The 14,846-nt window shown below is 71.1% G+C and carries 19 protein-coding genes and 1 pseudogene; all 20 read right to left on the reverse strand.

Annotated elements, in window-relative coordinates; all coding sequences use genetic code 11:
- Positions 1 to 5: 5 nt before the first annotated feature.
- Positions 6 to 314: a DUF2469 domain-containing protein gene (locus BJ975_RS09340; RefSeq protein WP_179425193.1), complete on the reverse strand. Its 309-nt coding sequence runs from the start codon at positions 312 to 314 to the stop codon at positions 6 to 8.
- On the reverse strand, positions 314 to 1,018 hold the full coding sequence (locus BJ975_RS09345; protein WP_317628315.1) for a ribonuclease HII: 705 nt from the start codon (positions 1,016 to 1,018) through the stop codon (positions 314 to 316). The genes BJ975_RS09340 and BJ975_RS09345 overlap by 1 nt, the downstream gene beginning before the upstream one ends.
- A complete protein-coding gene (lepB, locus tag BJ975_RS09350; RefSeq protein WP_179425197.1) occupies positions 1,015 to 1,668 on the reverse strand; it encodes a signal peptidase I in 654 nt (217 codons plus the stop codon). The genes BJ975_RS09345 and lepB (BJ975_RS09350) overlap by 4 nt, the downstream gene beginning before the upstream one ends.
- A gap of 51 nt (positions 1,669 to 1,719) precedes the next feature.
- Positions 1,720 to 2,385, reverse strand: a complete 666-nt coding sequence (lepB, locus tag BJ975_RS09355; RefSeq protein WP_179425199.1) for a signal peptidase I — start codon at positions 2,383 to 2,385, stop codon at positions 1,720 to 1,722.
- 73 nt (positions 2,386 to 2,458) lie between these two features.
- On the reverse strand, positions 2,459 to 2,809 hold the full coding sequence (gene rplS, locus BJ975_RS09360) for a 50S ribosomal protein L19 (protein WP_179425201.1): 351 nt from the start codon (positions 2,807 to 2,809) through the stop codon (positions 2,459 to 2,461).
- Positions 2,810 to 2,988: 179 nt separating this feature from the next.
- Positions 2,989 to 4,215 (reverse strand): ammonium transporter, encoded by a 1,227-nt coding sequence (locus BJ975_RS09365; protein ID WP_179425203.1) that lies wholly within the window; start codon positions 4,213 to 4,215, stop codon positions 2,989 to 2,991.
- Between the two features lie 117 nt (positions 4,216 to 4,332).
- Complete coding sequence (gene trmD / locus BJ975_RS09370) at positions 4,333 to 5,022, reverse strand: tRNA (guanosine(37)-N1)-methyltransferase TrmD (RefSeq protein WP_179425205.1); 690 nt, start codon at positions 5,020 to 5,022, stop codon at positions 4,333 to 4,335.
- Positions 5,022 to 5,537, reverse strand: coding sequence for a ribosome maturation factor RimM (gene rimM, locus BJ975_RS09375; RefSeq protein ID WP_179425207.1), 516 nt, complete (start codon positions 5,535 to 5,537; stop codon positions 5,022 to 5,024). The genes trmD and rimM overlap by 1 nt, the downstream gene beginning before the upstream one ends.
- Positions 5,538 to 5,545: 8 nt before the next feature.
- Positions 5,546 to 5,785: an RNA-binding protein gene (locus BJ975_RS09380; protein WP_179428187.1), complete on the reverse strand. Its 240-nt coding sequence runs from the start codon at positions 5,783 to 5,785 to the stop codon at positions 5,546 to 5,548.
- 14 nt (positions 5,786 to 5,799) lie between these two features.
- Positions 5,800 to 6,264, reverse strand: coding sequence for a 30S ribosomal protein S16 (gene rpsP / locus BJ975_RS09385; RefSeq protein WP_179425210.1), 465 nt, complete (start codon positions 6,262 to 6,264; stop codon positions 5,800 to 5,802).
- A 178-nt stretch (positions 6,265 to 6,442) separates the two neighbouring features.
- Positions 6,443 to 7,096 carry a (d)CMP kinase gene (gene cmk / locus BJ975_RS09390; protein ID WP_179425212.1) on the reverse strand — a complete coding sequence of 218 codons (654 nt, stop codon included), beginning with the start codon at positions 7,094 to 7,096 and terminating at the stop codon, positions 6,443 to 6,445.
- 8 nt (positions 7,097 to 7,104) lie between these two features.
- Entirely contained in the window at positions 7,105 to 8,169 is a 1,065-nt protein-coding gene (locus BJ975_RS09395; RefSeq protein ID WP_179425214.1) for a prephenate dehydrogenase, read from the reverse strand.
- Positions 8,166 to 8,894: a pseudouridine synthase gene (locus BJ975_RS09400; RefSeq protein ID WP_179425216.1), complete on the reverse strand. Its 729-nt coding sequence runs from the start codon at positions 8,892 to 8,894 to the stop codon at positions 8,166 to 8,168. Before BJ975_RS09400 ends, BJ975_RS09395 begins: the two co-directional genes overlap by 4 nt.
- Complete coding sequence (gene scpB, locus BJ975_RS09405; protein WP_179425218.1) at positions 8,887 to 9,600, reverse strand: SMC-Scp complex subunit ScpB; 714 nt, start codon at positions 9,598 to 9,600, stop codon at positions 8,887 to 8,889. Before scpB ends, BJ975_RS09400 begins: the two co-directional genes overlap by 8 nt.
- Positions 9,587 to 10,465, reverse strand: coding sequence for a segregation and condensation protein A (locus BJ975_RS09410; RefSeq protein WP_407647424.1), 879 nt, complete (start codon positions 10,463 to 10,465; stop codon positions 9,587 to 9,589). Before BJ975_RS09410 ends, scpB begins: the two co-directional genes overlap by 14 nt.
- Positions 10,466 to 10,479: 14 nt before the next feature.
- Complete coding sequence (locus BJ975_RS09415) at positions 10,480 to 10,794, reverse strand: hypothetical protein (RefSeq protein WP_179425222.1); 315 nt, start codon at positions 10,792 to 10,794, stop codon at positions 10,480 to 10,482.
- Complete coding sequence (locus tag BJ975_RS09420; RefSeq protein WP_179425224.1) at positions 10,779 to 11,630, reverse strand: ParA family protein; 852 nt, start codon at positions 11,628 to 11,630, stop codon at positions 10,779 to 10,781. The genes BJ975_RS09415 and BJ975_RS09420 overlap by 16 nt, the downstream gene beginning before the upstream one ends.
- A gap of 17 nt (positions 11,631 to 11,647) precedes the next feature.
- Positions 11,648 to 12,580 carry a site-specific tyrosine recombinase XerD gene (gene xerD / locus BJ975_RS09425; protein WP_317628316.1) on the reverse strand — a complete coding sequence of 311 codons (933 nt, stop codon included), beginning with the start codon at positions 12,578 to 12,580 and terminating at the stop codon, positions 11,648 to 11,650.
- Complete coding sequence (locus BJ975_RS16755) at positions 12,577 to 13,173, reverse strand: NUDIX domain-containing protein (RefSeq protein WP_179425226.1); 597 nt, start codon at positions 13,171 to 13,173, stop codon at positions 12,577 to 12,579. The genes xerD and BJ975_RS16755 overlap by 4 nt, the downstream gene beginning before the upstream one ends.
- A gap of 2 nt (positions 13,174 to 13,175) precedes the next feature.
- Positions 13,176 to 14,834, reverse strand: a pseudogene (locus BJ975_RS09435) (CTP synthase); the annotation flags it as partial.
- Positions 14,835 to 14,846: the final 12 nt, after the last annotated feature.

Here is a 14,846-nt window from a genome sequence, read left to right on the forward strand (position 1 = left end):
GTCGCTCAGGCCGGAGGCAGCTTGACGTCGGAGTCCTGCAGCTCCTCGACGTTGACGTCCTTGAAGGTCAGCACCTTCACGTGCTTGGCGAAGCGCGCGGGGCGGTAGATGTCCCACACCCAGGCGTCGGCCATCGTGACCTCGAAGTAGGCGTCGCCGGACTCGGAGCGGACCTTCACGTCGACGGCGTTGCACAGGTACAGCCGGCGATCGGTCTCGACGACGTACTTGAAGATGCCGACGACGTCGCGGTACTCGCGGTAGAGCGAGAGCTCCATCTCGTTCTCGTACCGCTCGAGATCCTCAGCGCTCATCAGACCACCGCCTCCGTCATCGCCACCGCCACGTCGGGGACCGGACCGCAGCCCGGCAGGGACCACGAGCGACGATGGTGCAGCGTGGGACCGTGCTGCGCCAGCGCAGCGATGTGCTCGGGCGCGGAGTAGCCCTTGTTGAGCTCCCAGCCGTACTCGGGGTGCTCGGTGGCCAGCTGCACCATGATCGCGTCGCGCGCGGTCTTGGCCAGGATGCTGGCGGCCGCGACCGCGGCGCACCGCATGTCGGCCTTGATCATCGTGGTGACCGGCGGGACCTCGTCGGCGAGGCCGGGCGGGCCGAACAGCGCAGCCTGCTCCGGGATGCTGAGGTAGTCGTGGTTGCCGTCGAGCAGGACCGCGTCGGGCCGCACGGCCAGCTGGGCGAGGGCCCGGTGACCGGCCAGCCGCATCGCGGCGATGATCCCGTACTCGTCGATCTCGGTGGGGGTCGCGTGACCGACGCCGTGAACGGGCGCCCATCGGCGGATCTTCGGCACCAGCGCCTCGCGGGCTGCCGGGGTGAGCAGCTTGCTGTCGCGCACGCCCTGGGGCGCGGTGCGGGTCTGCTCGGTGACCACGACCATGCCGATCGTGACGGGTCCGGAGAGGGCGCCGCGGCCGACCTCGTCGCTGCAGGCCAGCGCCGTGCGGCCCTCGCGCAGCAGGCGGCGCTCGTGGCGCAGCGACGGCGCGGGGCTCACGGGACCTCGTCGAAGGCGTCGGTCCCGGGGATCGTCCCGAAGCGGTTCAGCGGCCACACCCTCAACCATGCCTTGCCGACCACGTCCTCGTCAGCGATGAAGCCACCTCCGGGCTCGCCGAGGTGCGCGCGCGAGTCGGCCGAGTTGCCCCGGTTGTCGCCCTGCACCCACAGGTAGCCCTTCGGCACCTTCACGTCGAAGGTCTGGTCGGCGTTGACGTCCTGGTCGGCCAGGTAGGGCTCGTCGATCGGCTCGCCGTTGACCGTGGTGCGTCCCTCGGCGTCGCAGCAGACCACCCGGTCGCCGCCCACGCCGATGACGCGCTTGATGAGGTGACCGCCGGACGGGAACAGGCCGACGACCTCGAGGCCGCGCTGCACGACGTTGGCGGACTCGTCGACGTCGCCCCCGAGCCAGTTGCCCGGGTCGCGGAAGACGACGATGTCGCCCCGCTCGGGTCCGCCGCTCCAGTACGACCACTTCTGCACGAGCAGCTTGTCGTTCTTCACCATCGTCGGGACCATCGAGTCCGACGGGATGTAGAAGGCCTGGAAGAAGAAGGTCTTGACGATCAGGGCCAGGACGAGGGCGGTGGCGACGAGGAGGATCGACTCCTGCCACAGCGGCAGCTGGCGTTTCTCCTCAGGCACTCGATGAGCCTACCGGCTGGTCCCGGGCGAACCGCGCATCGGTCGGTCGCGTCACGGGGCCGGAACGTCGTCGAACGCGTCGGTCGGCGCGACCCGCCCGATGCGGTCGAGCGGCCAGATCCGCGTGCCGACCCGGCCCACCACGAGATCGGTGTCCACGAAGCCTCCGCCGGCCTCGTCGAGGTGGGCCCGCGAGTCCTTCGACGCGGCCCGGTTGTCGCCCTGGACCCACAGCCTGCCCCGCGGCACCGTGACCTGGAACGGCTGCGCGACGTTGGCCGCCGGGTCGGCCAGGTAGGGCTCGTCGACCGGCTCGCCGTTGACCATCAGGCGCCCGGCCTCGTCACAGCAGCGGACCTCGTCACCGGCGACGCCCACCACGCGCTTCACGAGGTGCCCGCCCTGCGGGAACAGCCCCACGGCCTGCAGCCCGCGCTGCCACGGGGCCGGCGGCTCGAGGGGCCCGAGCCAGTCGCCCGGGTCGCGGAACACCACCACGTCACCACGCTGCGGCTCGCCCACGCGGTAGGACCACTTCTGCACGGCGATGCGGTCCCCCTTCGCCAGCGTGGGGACCATCGACGACGACGGGATGACGAAGACCTGGAACGCGAAGGTTCGCACCAGCAGCGCCAGCGCCAGGGTGCCGGCGACCAGCACGAGCGCGTCGAGCCACCGGGGCAGCCGGCGCCGTCGCGTCCTCGGCTGCTCGGTCACCCGCAGATCGTAGCCCGGAACGGCGACGACCCCGCTCCCTGACGGGAACGGGGTCGTCGAGCGGCGGGAGAGATCAGATCTCGCGCTTCTCCTTGATCTTGGCGGCCTTGCCGCGCAGGTTGCGCAGGTAGTACAGCTTGGCGCGACGGACGTCGCCACGGGTGGCGACCTCGATCTTCTCGATCACGGGCGAGTGAACCGGGAACGTGCGCTCGACGCCGACGCCGAAGCTGACCTTGCGGACGGTGAAGGTCCGGCCGATGCCCGAGCCCTGCACCTTGATGCAGACGCCCTGGAACAGCTGCACACGCGAGCGGTTGCCCTCGACGATGTTGACGTGGACCTTCAGGGTGTCGCCCGCGCGGAAGTCGGGGACGTCGTCGCGCTTGCTCTGCGCTGCGATCTGGTCGATGACGTTCGTCATGATCTCTCCTCGCCGGTGCCACAAGTCACCTGCGGATGTCGTGTTGCCGAAAAGTTGGGTGTGGTGCGCCGTGGGGACTCCCTCATGGCAGAGCCGTCCGGCACCAGCAGTCCATGATGCCACAGCGCCCCGCCCCCGAGGAAATCGGGGACGGGGCGCCGCGGTGCAGCAGAGGGTGCTCAGTCGAACTTGTACGCGGCGCCGCCGTGCAGGACGTTGTCCAGGCCGGCGACCTCCTCGTCCTCGGTGACGCGGAAGCCGATCGTGGCGTCGATCGCCTTGCCGAGGCCGAAGGCCACCGCGAAGGAGAAGACCGCGACGAACACCGACGGGATGATCTGCGCGATCAGCTGGTCGAAGTCGCCGCCCGTGAACAGGCCCGTGTCGGTGGCGAAGAAGCCCAGGTACAGGCAGCCGATGAAGCCGGCGACCAGGTGCAGGCCCACCACGTCGAGCGAGTCGTCGTAGCCGAGCTTGTACTTGAGGTCGATCGCGAAGCAGCAGACCGCGCCGGCCAGCAGGCCGAGGACGATCGCCCAGAACGGCGTCAGGTTGGCCGCGGCCGGGGTGATGGCGACCAGGCCGGCGACGATGCCCGAGGCGGCGCCGACGGCGGTCGGCTTCCCGTCCTTGAAGTGCTCGACGACGATGTAGCCCAGGACGCCCGCCGCGGGAGCGGCGATCGTGTTGAGGAAGATGATCGCAGCGGTGTTGACGTCGACCGCGGCACCGGTGTTGAAGCCGAACCAGCCGAACCACAGGATCGCGGCGCCGATGAGCACGAGCGGGACGTTGTGCGGCTCGGCGGACTCCTTGGCAAAGCCGACGGTGCGCTTGCCGAGCACGAGCGCCAGGGCGAAGGCCGCGGCACCGGCGCTGATGTGGACGACCGTGCCTCCGGCCCAGTCGATCGGGACCGCGTCACCGATCTCGAGGGTGCCGATCCAACCCGTCAGGCCCTCGTCGTCGAAGCCCCACACCCAGCCCTGGGAGGGGAAGTAGACGATCGTGGCCCACAGGCCAGCGAACAGCATCCAGGGGAAGAAGCGCGCACGGTCGGCGACGGCGCCGGAGATCAGGGCGGTCGTGATGACGGCGAACGTCGAGCCAAACGCGACGCCGGCCAGGCCGGACGCACCGTCACCGGTCGCCAGGTCCTGCAGGGCGAAGTCCGAGAACGGGTTGGCCAGCCAGCCGTCGATGAGGTCGGCCGAGCCGGCCGAGCCCATGTTGTAGCCGTAGAGGATCCACAGCACGAAGACCAGGCCCATCGCGCCGAAGCTCAGCATCATCATCGAGATGACGCTCTGGGCCTTGACGAGTCCGCCGTAGAAGAACGCCAGTCCGGGCGTCATGAAGAGAACAAGGGCCGCGCAGATCAGCAGCCAGATGGTCCCGGGTTCCATATCAACCTCTTTGCAGTAGGTAACACGTGAGCAGCGGCCGGAGCTCCCTTGCCGCGGCGCTGCACCGATCCTGCTGCGGCCCGATTACGCGGGGCCTCCAGCGTCGTTACGAGCGTGTTACTCGCCGAGATCGCGTGTTAAATCGGGACGACGCTGCTCGGTGCGCAGGCGGGACTGGTCCCTGCGCCAGGCGGCGATGCGTCCGTGGTCCCCCGACAGCAGGATCGGTGGGACGTCCAGGCCGCGCCACGTGGCGGGCTTGGTGTACACGGGGTACTCGAGGAGGCCGTCGGCGTGCGACTCCTCCGTGAGCGACTCGGGGTTGCCCATGAAGCCGGGCAGCAGGCGCACGACGGCCTCGATGATGGCGAGCGCGGCGACCTCTCCCCCATTGACGACGAAGTCGCCCAGGGAGATCTCGCGGACGTCCCAGCGGGTGGCGGCGTGGTCGAGGACACGCTGGTCGATGCCCTCGTAGCGCCCGCACGCGAACACCAGCTGCTCGGCCGTGGAGAGGCGGACCGCCTCGGCGTGGGTGAAGGGCGCGCCCGACGGCGTGGGCACGACGACGACGGCCCGATCGGTGGCGACGGCGTCGAGCGCCTCGCCCCACGGCTCGGGCTTCATCACCATGCCGGCGCCACCGCCGTACGGCGTGTCGTCCACCGTGCGGTGACGGTCGTGGGCCCAGTCGCGCAGGTCGTGCGCGTGGAAGTCGACCAGTCCGGCGCGGCGGGCCTTGCCCGGCAGGGACAGGTCGAGCGGCGCGAAGTAGTCGGGGAAGATCGAGAGGGCGTCGATGCGCACTAGCGCACCTCGTCGGCTTCCTCGGGGTTCAGCAGGCCCGGACGGTCGACGACCGTGACCGTGCCGGCGTCGAGGTCGACCTCGGGCACGAGGGCCTCGACGAAGGGCACCTGGACGCGGCGGCCGTCGACCTCGACCAGCAGGGTGTCGTGCGCGGGCAGGTGGAGCACGTCGAGCACGCGCCCGCGCGATGCTCCGTCGACCTGCACCGCCAGTCCGATCAGCTGGTGGTCGTAGAACGCGTCGTCGTCCTCGGGGACCTCGTCGGGGTCGATCTCGACCTCGAGCAGGGCGCCGTGCAGCTGCTCGGCCGCCGTGCGGTCGGGGACCTCGGCGAACGTCACGAGCAGCTTGCCCGAGTGGGGACGGCTGGCGGTGATCGTCAGCTCCCGGTCACGACACAGGACCGACGAGCCCACGGCGAAACGCCGTTCGGGCTCGTCGGTCCTGGTCTCGACGGCGAGGTCGCCACGGATGCCGTGGGCACGGCCGATCCGGCCGACGACGACGCGCATGCTGGAGCTCAGCGGCGCCGGTCGACGTCCACGAAGTCGATCCGCGCGCCGTCGGCACCGGCGATGGCCGATGCGACGGTGCGGATCGCCGTGGCCGTGCGACCCTGGCGACCGATGACCTTGCCGAGGTCGCTCGGGTTCACGCGCACCTCGAACAGCTCGCCGCGGCGGGTCTGCTTCGCGCGGACCGTCACCTCGTCGGGGTTGTCGACGATGCCGGCGACGAGGTGCTCGACGACCTCCTGCATGGGAGCGGACACGATCAGGCCTCGTCGGCCTTCGCGTCGTCGGCCGGGGTCTCCTCGGCCTTCGGCTCCTCGGCCGGGGTCTCCTCGGCCTTCGGCTCGTCCTCGGACTTCGCCTCGGCCTTCTTGGCCTTGGTGGTGGCCGACTTCTTGGGCTCGGCGTGCAGGTCCTTCAGGGCGGCGTCGAACAGCGCGGCCTTGTCGGCCTTCGGCTCGGGCTGCTTGAGCGTGGACTCGCCACCGATGTCGCCGGTGAGCTTGAGGATCGCCGCGACGGCCTCGGTCGGCTGCGCGCCGACGCCGAGCCAGTACTGGGCGCGATCGGAGTCGACGTTGATGGTCGACGGATCGGTCTTCGGGTTGTACGTGCCGATCTCCTCGATCACGCGACCGTCACGCTTGGTGCGGCTGTCGGCGACGACGATGCGGTAGAACGGCGTGCGGATCTTGCCCATCCGCTTGAGGCGAATCTTGACTGCCACGAGTGTGGTGTCTCCTTGTGAAATCGAACTGTGGTGACGGCGACCCGGCGTGTGGGGCAGGCCCGGTCTTCATCGAGGGCCGGGCTCGGCGGGAGAGAGGGCCGCACCGATTCCGGACGCAAGCGCCCATTCTGCCAGAACGAGCAGCCGCGTTCCAATCCGCCTCGCTCCCCCGGACTCAGCGGCGCGCGAGCCCCACGATGTGGTCGATGACCTCGTCCAGCGTGAGGTCCGTGCCGTCCACGACGACGGCGTCGTCGGCCTGCGCCAGCGGGGACGCGGCGCGGTTGGAGTCGATCGCGTCGCGACGGGCCAGCGCCTCGCGCATCGCCTCCGCGTCCTCCACACCGAGCTCGAGCGCACGGCGCTTCGCGCGGGCGACCGGGTCGGCGACGAGGTAGATCTTCAGGGTCGCGTCGGGCGCCACCACGGTGCCGATGTCGCGTCCCTCCACCACGATGCCGCCGGTGGCCCCGGCGATCGCCTGGCGCTGCAGCGACACGAGCTGCTCGCGGACCTGCGGGACGGTGGCGACCGGGCTCACGGCGGCAGTGACGGCGTCGCCGCGGATCGGCTCGGAGACATCGATGCCGTCGGCGGCGATCGTGGGTGCCTCGGGATCGGTGCCCGAGGTCAGCACGACCTCCCGGGCGGCCGCGGCGACCGCCGCGGGGTCGTGCACGTCGACGCCCCGCTCGAGCAGCGCCCACGTCATCGCGCGGTACATCGCGCCGGTGTCGAGGTAGGCGTAGCCCAGCCGTGAGGCCACCCCACGGGAGGTGCTCGACTTGCCGGACCCGGAGGGTCCGTCGATGGCGATGACGTCGGTCATTGGTCTCCTCAGCGGAAGGCGGCCCAGCCGCGTTCGATCAGGGCGGTGTGCAGGTCCTCGGCGGCGCCGGCCTGCACCACGACCTCGACGACGCCGACGAGGCGGCCGAGCTCGTGGTCGATGCGCATGTCCTCGATGTTGATGCCCGCGTCGCCGATGTCGGCGAAGAGTCGCGAGAGCTCGCCCGGGGTGTCGTCGATCGAGACGAAGACGCCGGCGAGCGCGATCGGGTGGGCGCCGTGCTTGCCCGGCACGCGGGCGACCCCGGCCCGCCCGCGGTCGAGGTGCTCCCCCACCGAGCCGTCGGCGGTGCGAACGGCGGCGCGCAGGTCGTCGAGGCGGACGGCGAGGTCGTCGAGGATCGCGCCGACCTGGCCCGCGTTGCTGCCGATGATGTCGACCCAGAGGCCCCGGTCGCTGCCGGCGATGCGGATGACGTCGCGCAGTCCCTGACCGGCGAGCAGGAGGTCATCGCCCTCGGCCTCGGTGAGCAGGCCCGCGGTCAGGGCGGAGACGAGGTGGGGCACGTGCGAGACGAGGGCGACCGCGCGGTCGTGGGAGGCCGCGTCCATCCGCCGCACGACCGAGCCGAGCGCCGTGGCGACCCGTTCGACGACCGCGACGGCCTCGGGGTCGGTGCCCTCGGTGGGGACGACGGCCCAGGCACGACCCTCGAACAGCAGGCCGGAGCCGGCCATCGGGCCCGAGCGCTCCTTGCCAGCCATGGGGTGGCCGCCGACGAATCGCGGGTCGGTGACGCCCGCGCAGACGTGGGTCTTGACGCTGGCGACGTCGGTGACCACGGCCGACGGGAACTCCTCGAGCGCCGCCAGAGCGGTCTCGACGACCGCGGCGGGAGGCACGGCGACCACGACGAGGGCCGGATCCTGCACCGGATCGGGAGTACCGGCGCCCAGCGAGGCGGCCAGCTCGACGTTCGCGGGTCGCGCGTCGCGCAGGTGCACCCGGACGCCGAGATCGCTCAGACCGAGCGCGACCGAGGTGCCGATCAGGCCGCAGCCGATGACCAGAACCGGTCCGGGCACGACGGGTTCGGGCAGATCGGCACTCATGCCTCCACGCTATCGAAGAGCGCTCCGAGCTCGTCGCGCGACAGGTCGCGCATCGCGCCCACGCGCAGGTCGCCCAGCCGCAGCGGCCCGAACGCCGTGCGCGTGAGCTCCACGACGGGGTGGCCGACGGCGTCGAGCAGGCGCCGGACGATGCGGTTCTTGCCGCTGTGCAGGTCGAGCTCGACGAGGCTGCGGCCGCGGCTGCGGTCGCGCACCACGAAGCGGTCGACGGCCGTGACGCCGTCCTCCAGCTCCACACCCGCGAGCAGCCGTCGACCGATCGAGGCCGCGACGTTGCCGTCGACGAGGGCGACGTAGGTCTTGGTGACCTCGAACGACGGATGCGCCAGCTGGTGCGCCAGGTCGCCGTCGTTGGTCAGGATCAGCAGGCCCGAGGTGTCGGTGTCGAGCCGGCCCACGTGGAACAGCCGGTCGGTGCGATCGGCCAGCAGACCGGACAGGTCGGGTCGGCCCTGCTCGTCGGCCATCGAGCTGACGATGCCCCGCGGCTTGTTGAGGATCACGTAGGCGTGCTCGGACGGCGGCGGGATGCGCACACCGTCGACGCGCACGACATCGGTGGTGGGGTCGACGCGGGCGCCGAGCTGCGTGACGACCTCGCCGTTGACCTCGACGCGGCCCGTGGCCATCAGCTCCTCGCTGCGCCGACGGCTGGCGACGCCGGCCTGGGCCAGCACCTTCTGCAGACGGATCGGCTCAGCCACCGACGCCTCCTGGGGTCTCGGAGGTCTCCACGGAGGGAGCGTCCTCGGCGGGCACGGCCTCGCGCTCGGCGGTCTGCTGCGCCACGCGCTCCAGCTCGCCGTCGAGGTCCTCCAGGTCGGGCAGCATCGGCGCGAGCTCGGGCAGCTCGTCCAGCCCGCTCAGCCCCATCCGCTCGAGGAAGTAGCTCGTCGTCCCGTAGAGGATCGCGCCGGACTCGGCGTCGTTGCCCAGCTCGACGATCAGACCGCGCGTCACCAGCGTGCGGACCACGCCGTCGACGTTGACGCCACGGATCGCCGAGATCCGCGAGCGGCTGATCGGCTGGCGGTACGCGACGACCGCGAGGGTCTCCAGCGCCGCCTGGCTCAGCTTGGCCTGCTGGCCCTCCAGCACGAACGCCGAGACGACGTCGGCGAACTCCTCACGGCTGTAGAAGCGCCAGCCGCCGGCCAGCTCGCGCAGCTCGAAGCCGCGCCCCTGCTCGGCGTACTCGGCGGCGAGCCCGCGCAGCGCCTGCTCGACATCGGCGGGCGGGTGGCCGACGGCCTGCGCGAGCACGAGGTGGTCGAGCGGCTCGTCGGCGATCATCAGCACGGCCTCGAGGGCGGGGCGCAGCTCGACCGGCGGGCGCCCGTCGGTCACGCTCTCCTCCGTCACACCCTGCTCGGGCACCTCGGCGGGCACGTGGTCGTCAGTCTCGGTCATCGTCACTTCCGGTCGTCGGGGCCGGCGGGACCTCGGGGTCCCCGGCGTCGCCCTCCTCGGGCAGGGTCGGCTCGTCGAACTCGTCGCCCACGTCGATGTCGCCGTCGTCGGTGCCGGTCCAGCGCACGGTCAGCTCGCCCAGCGGCACGGCCTGCTCGAACGACAGCATCCCCTCACGGAACAGCTCCAGCAGCGAGAGGAAGCGCGCGACCTTCGTCTGGCCGTCCGGCGCGTCCGCGACGATCGCGCGGAACGTCAGCGAGCGCTCGCGCCGGAGCCGGTCGACGACGAGGTGGGCCTGCTCGCGCACGCTGACCGCCGGGGCGTGCAGGTGCGCCAGTGACACGAGCGGCGGCGCCTTCGGCGCGAGGGCGGCGGCGGCCAGCTCGGCGAGGTCCTGCGGGGTCGCGCGGATCTCCACCTCGGGTAGCAGCGTCGCGAAGCGTGGCTCGAGCGTGACGGCGCGTGGGTGACGCAGCAGCTGGTTCTCGAAGCGCTCCTGGAGGATCGCCGCCACGGCCTTGAACGCGCGGTACTGCATGAGACGGGCGAACAACAGGTCGCGGGCCTCCAGCAGGGCGAGGTCCTCCTCGTCCTCGACCTCGGCCTGCGGCAGCAGCCGCGCGGTCTTCAGGTCGAGCAGGGTGGCCGCGATCAGCAGGAAGTGCGTGGTCTGCTCGAGGTCGTCCTCGAGCTCGCGCGTGTACGCGATGAAGTCCGACGTGACCACCGAGAGCGCGACCTCGGTGATGTCGAGCTGGTGCTTGGAGATCAGCTGCAGCAGCAGGTCGAACGGCCCCTCGAAGTTGCCGAGCGAGACCGAGAAGCCGGTCTCGGACGCCTGCGCGGGTGCCGGATCCGTCACGGACACCGCGGCGCTCATTCCTCGCCGAGCCGTCGGGCGAGCTCGCTGTCGGCCCCACGGGTCTCGAGGTCGGCGAGCGCACCGGCGATCGCGGCGCGCACGAGGCGACCGCGGTCGACCTTGCGACCCAGCACCGAGCGCAGCTCGAGGCGCGCCTGCTCGATGGCGAGCAGCTCGTCGCTGGTGAGGTAGACGGTCATCTTCTCGTCGTGCTTGACCCGGCCGCTGCCGGACGGCGGCACGGCAGGCGTCTCCTCGGATCGGGGCCCACTGGGTGCGGTCGGCCGGAAGAGCTCGTCCGCACCGGGCAGGTTCACGCGTCGGGACACCGCTGCAGCACTTCCCTCGCCAGCTGGCGGTAGGCCTCGGCACCCGGCGACGTGGACGCGTACTCGGTGATCGGCTCGCCGGCGACCGTGGAGTCGGAGAACTTCACGGTGCGGCGGATGACGGTGTGGAACACGGCGTCGCCCCAGCCGTCGACCAGCGTCTGCAGGACCTCGCGACCGTGCAGGGTGCGGCTGTCGAACATCGTGCCCAGCAGACCGATGACGCGCAGGTCGAAGTTGGTGCGGTCACGCACCTTCTCGATGGTCTCGTTGAGCAGCGCCACGCCGCGCAGCGCGAAGTACTCGCACTCCAGCGGCACGATGACGCCGTCGGAGGCCGTGAGGGCGTTGACGGTGAGCAGGCCCAGCGAGGGCTGGCAGTCGATGAGGATGACGTCGTAGTCATGGCGCACGTCGCGCAGGGTGCGCGCGAGCACCTGCTCGCGGCCCACCTCGGTGACGAGACGCATCTCGGCCGCCGACAGGTCGATGTTGGCCGGGACGAGGTCGAGGTTGTCGACCGACGTACCGAGGATGATCTCCTTCATCGAGAGCTCGCGGTCCATCAGCACGTGGTAGATGCTCTGCTCGATCTCGTGGGCGTTGTAGCCCAGTCCGACGGTCATCGAGCCCTGCGGATCGAAGTCGACCAGCAGCACGCGACGGCCGGTCTCGGCCAGCGCGGCGCCGAGGTTGATCGTGGTCGTGGTCTTGCCGACGCCGCCCTTCTGGTTGCACATCGAGATGACGACGGCGGGGCCCTGCGTGGTGCGCGGTCCGGGCTCGGGGAGGTCGGGCATCGGGCGACCGGTGGGTCCGAGATCCGTGCTGGGCATGTCGGCCACTGTACCGCTCACCGCAGCGCCCGGGGATGGGACGCCGCGTACGTCTCGCGCAACTTGTCGATCGTCACGAGGGTGTAGATCTGGGTGGTCGTCACCGACGCGTGGCCCAGCAGTTCCTGCACCACGCGAACGTCCGCACCGCCGTCGAGCAGGTGCGTGGCGAACGAGTGACGCAGGGTGTGCGGCGACACGTCGGCGTCGATCCCGGCGCGTCGCGCGGTCTTCGTCAGCACCGTCCACGCGCTCTGCCGCGACAGCCTGCCGCCGCGCGCGTTGAGGAACACGGCGGGCCCGCTGCCGGCGGTCGCCGTGAGGTGCGGACGCGCCTTCGTGAGGTACGTCTCGAGGGCGTCGCGCGCGAAGGACCCGAGCGGCACGATGCGCTGCTTGGAGCCCTTGCCGGTGAGCAGCACGGACGACTGCTCGAGGTCCACGTCGTCCACGTCGAGACCGACGGCCTCGGAGATGCGCGCGCCGGTGCCGTAGAGGATCTCCAGCAGCGCACGGTCGCGCATCGACAGGGCGGTGCCGGGCTCCCCCGCCGCCGTCAGCAGCGCCTCGACGTCCTCCAGCGGCAGCGCCTTCGGCAGCCGGGACGCGGGCCTGGGCGGCCGCACGGCGGCCGTCACGTCGTTGGCGACGATCTGCTCGCGCAGGCAGAAGCGGTGGAAGCCGCGGACCGCGACGACCGTGCGCGCGACGCTCGACGTGCCGAGCGCGGGATGGTCCTCGTCGCCCTCGCGCAGCGCGGCGGCGAACGCCGTGACGTGGTCCTCGGCGATGTCCGCGGGCTCCGTGACACTGGCGCCCGTCAGGAACTCGGTGTAGCGACGCAGGTCGCGGCGATACGAGGCCAGCGTGTTCTCGGCGAGGCCGCGCTCCACCGCGAGGTGGGACAGGTACTCGGCCACGACCCGCTCGACCGCACCGCCGTCGGTCACGCCCGTGCCACCGCCAGGATCGCCACGACGGTCTTGGCGTCGAAGATGCGACCGTCGAGGCAGGCTGCCACGGCCTCGTCGAGGTCGACCCACCAGTGCGCCATGTCGGCCTCCTCGGCCTCGCGCTCGGTGCGCTCGGCCTCGGCGACCGGCACCAGCTCCGAGGCGTGGAACAGGGTGATCGTCTCGGTGGAGTAGCCCACCGTGGGGGCGATCCGCATCAGCTCGCGCCACGTGCCGGCGACCAGGTCGGTCTCCTCCGCCAGCTCGCGGGCCGCGGTCTGCTGCGGCTCCTCCCCCTCGACGTCCATCAGCCCCGCGGGGATCTCGAGCATGCGGCGGCCCATCGGGTGACGGTACTGCTCGACGAGCAGGATGCGACCGTCCTCGTCGACCGCGGCCACGCCCACGGCACGCCGCGGCCGCACCACGACGCGCGGATGGGTCGAGCCGTCCGGCGCCTCGATGGTGTCGACCGTCAGCGTCAGGTACGGGTTCTGGAACCCGACCTCGGACCCCACCTGCGGCCACGTGCCGTCTCCGGCCTCGACCGGTGCGGCGATCCGCCCCGGCAGCCGGGGGTGCGAGGTCACGATTCCTCGACGGGCAGCCGCATCTCCAGCTTGCGCTTGAGCGAGGCCGCGATGAGGCCCGAGAACAGCGGGTGCGAGCGCGTGGGACGCGAGCGCAGCTCGGGGTGCGCCTGGGTGGCCACGTAGAACGGGTGCACCTCGCGGGGCAGCTCGACGAACTCGACCAGGGTCGAGTCCGGCGACGTGCCCGAGAACACCAGGCCGGCCTTCTCCAGGTCGTCGCGGTAGGCGTTGTTGACCTCGTAGCGGTGGCGGTGACGCTCGTCGACCTTGTCCGAGCCGTAGAGCTCGCGGACGATGCTGCCGGCCTTGAGGCTGGCCGGGTACAGGCCCAGGCGCATCGTGCCGCCCAGGTCGCCCGCACCCTCGACGAACTCGTGCTGCTCGGCCATCGTGGCGATGACCGGGTGCTCGGTGGCGGGGTCGAACTCCGACGAGCTCGCGTCCTCGATGCCCAGCTCGGTGCGGGCGTACTCGATCACCATGCACTGCAGGCCCAGGCACAGGCCCAGAACGGGGATCTGCTGCTTGCGCGCGTAGGACAGCGCGCCGAGCTTGCCCTCGATGCCGCGGATGCCGAAGCCGCCGGGCACGCAGATGCCGTCGACGTCGCCGAGCTGCTCGGCTGCCCCGGCCTCGGTGGCGCAGTCGTCCGACGGCACCCAGCGCAGGCGCACCTTGGCGTCGTTCGCGAAGCCGCCGGCGCGCAGGGCCTCGGCGACCGAGAGGTAGGCGTCGGGCAGGTCGATGTACTTGCCGACCAGCGCGATCGTGACCTCCTCCTCGGAGTGGTGCACACGGCGCAGCAGCGCGTCCCACTCGTTCCAGTCGACGTCGCGGAACGGCAGGTCGAGACGGCGCACGACGTAGGCGTCGAGGCCCTCGGAGTGCAGCACCTTCGGGATGTCGTAGATGGACGGCGAGTCGACCGCCGTGACGACGGCGTCCTCGTCCACGTCGCACATGAGCGAGATCTTGCGCTTCACGCCCGCGGGCACGGGACGGTCGGACCGGCAGACGATCGCGTCGGGCTGGATGCCGATCGAGCGCAGCGCGGCGACCGAGTGCTGCGTGGGCTTGGTCTTGAGCTCGCCCGAGGGACCGATGAACGGGATCAGCGAGACGTGCAGGAAGAAGACGTTGGAGCGGCCCACCTCCTGGCGGACCTGGCGCGCGGACTCCAGGAACGGCTGGCTCTCGATGTCACCCACCGTGCCGCCGATCTCGTGGATCACCACGTCGACGTCGGGGCCGCCCATCGACAGCATCCGGTCCTTGATCTCGTTCGTGATGTGCGGGATGACCTGCACGGTGTCCCCGAGGTAGTCGCCGCGGCGCTCGCGGGCGATGACGTCGGAGTAGACCTGACCGGTCGTGACGTTGGCGCGGCCGACGAGGTCCTCGTCGAGGAAGCGCTCGTAGTGGCCGATGTCGAGGTCGGTCTCGGCGCCGTCGTCGGTCACAAAGACCTCACCGTGCTGGAACGGGTTCATCGTGCCCGGGTCGACGTTGAGGTACGGATCGAGCTTCTGCATCGTGACGCGCAGGCCGCGTGACTTGAGCAGACGCCCCAGGCTGGAGGCGGTCAGGCCCTTGCCGAGGGAGGACACGACTCCACCGGTGACGAATACGTGCTTGGTGACGGCGTTAGTTGCCAACATGACTCCCGTGGG

The sequence above is a fragment of the Aeromicrobium tamlense genome, assembly GCF_013408555.1.
Classification (GTDB): domain Bacteria; phylum Actinomycetota; class Actinomycetes; order Propionibacteriales; family Nocardioidaceae; genus Aeromicrobium; species Aeromicrobium tamlense.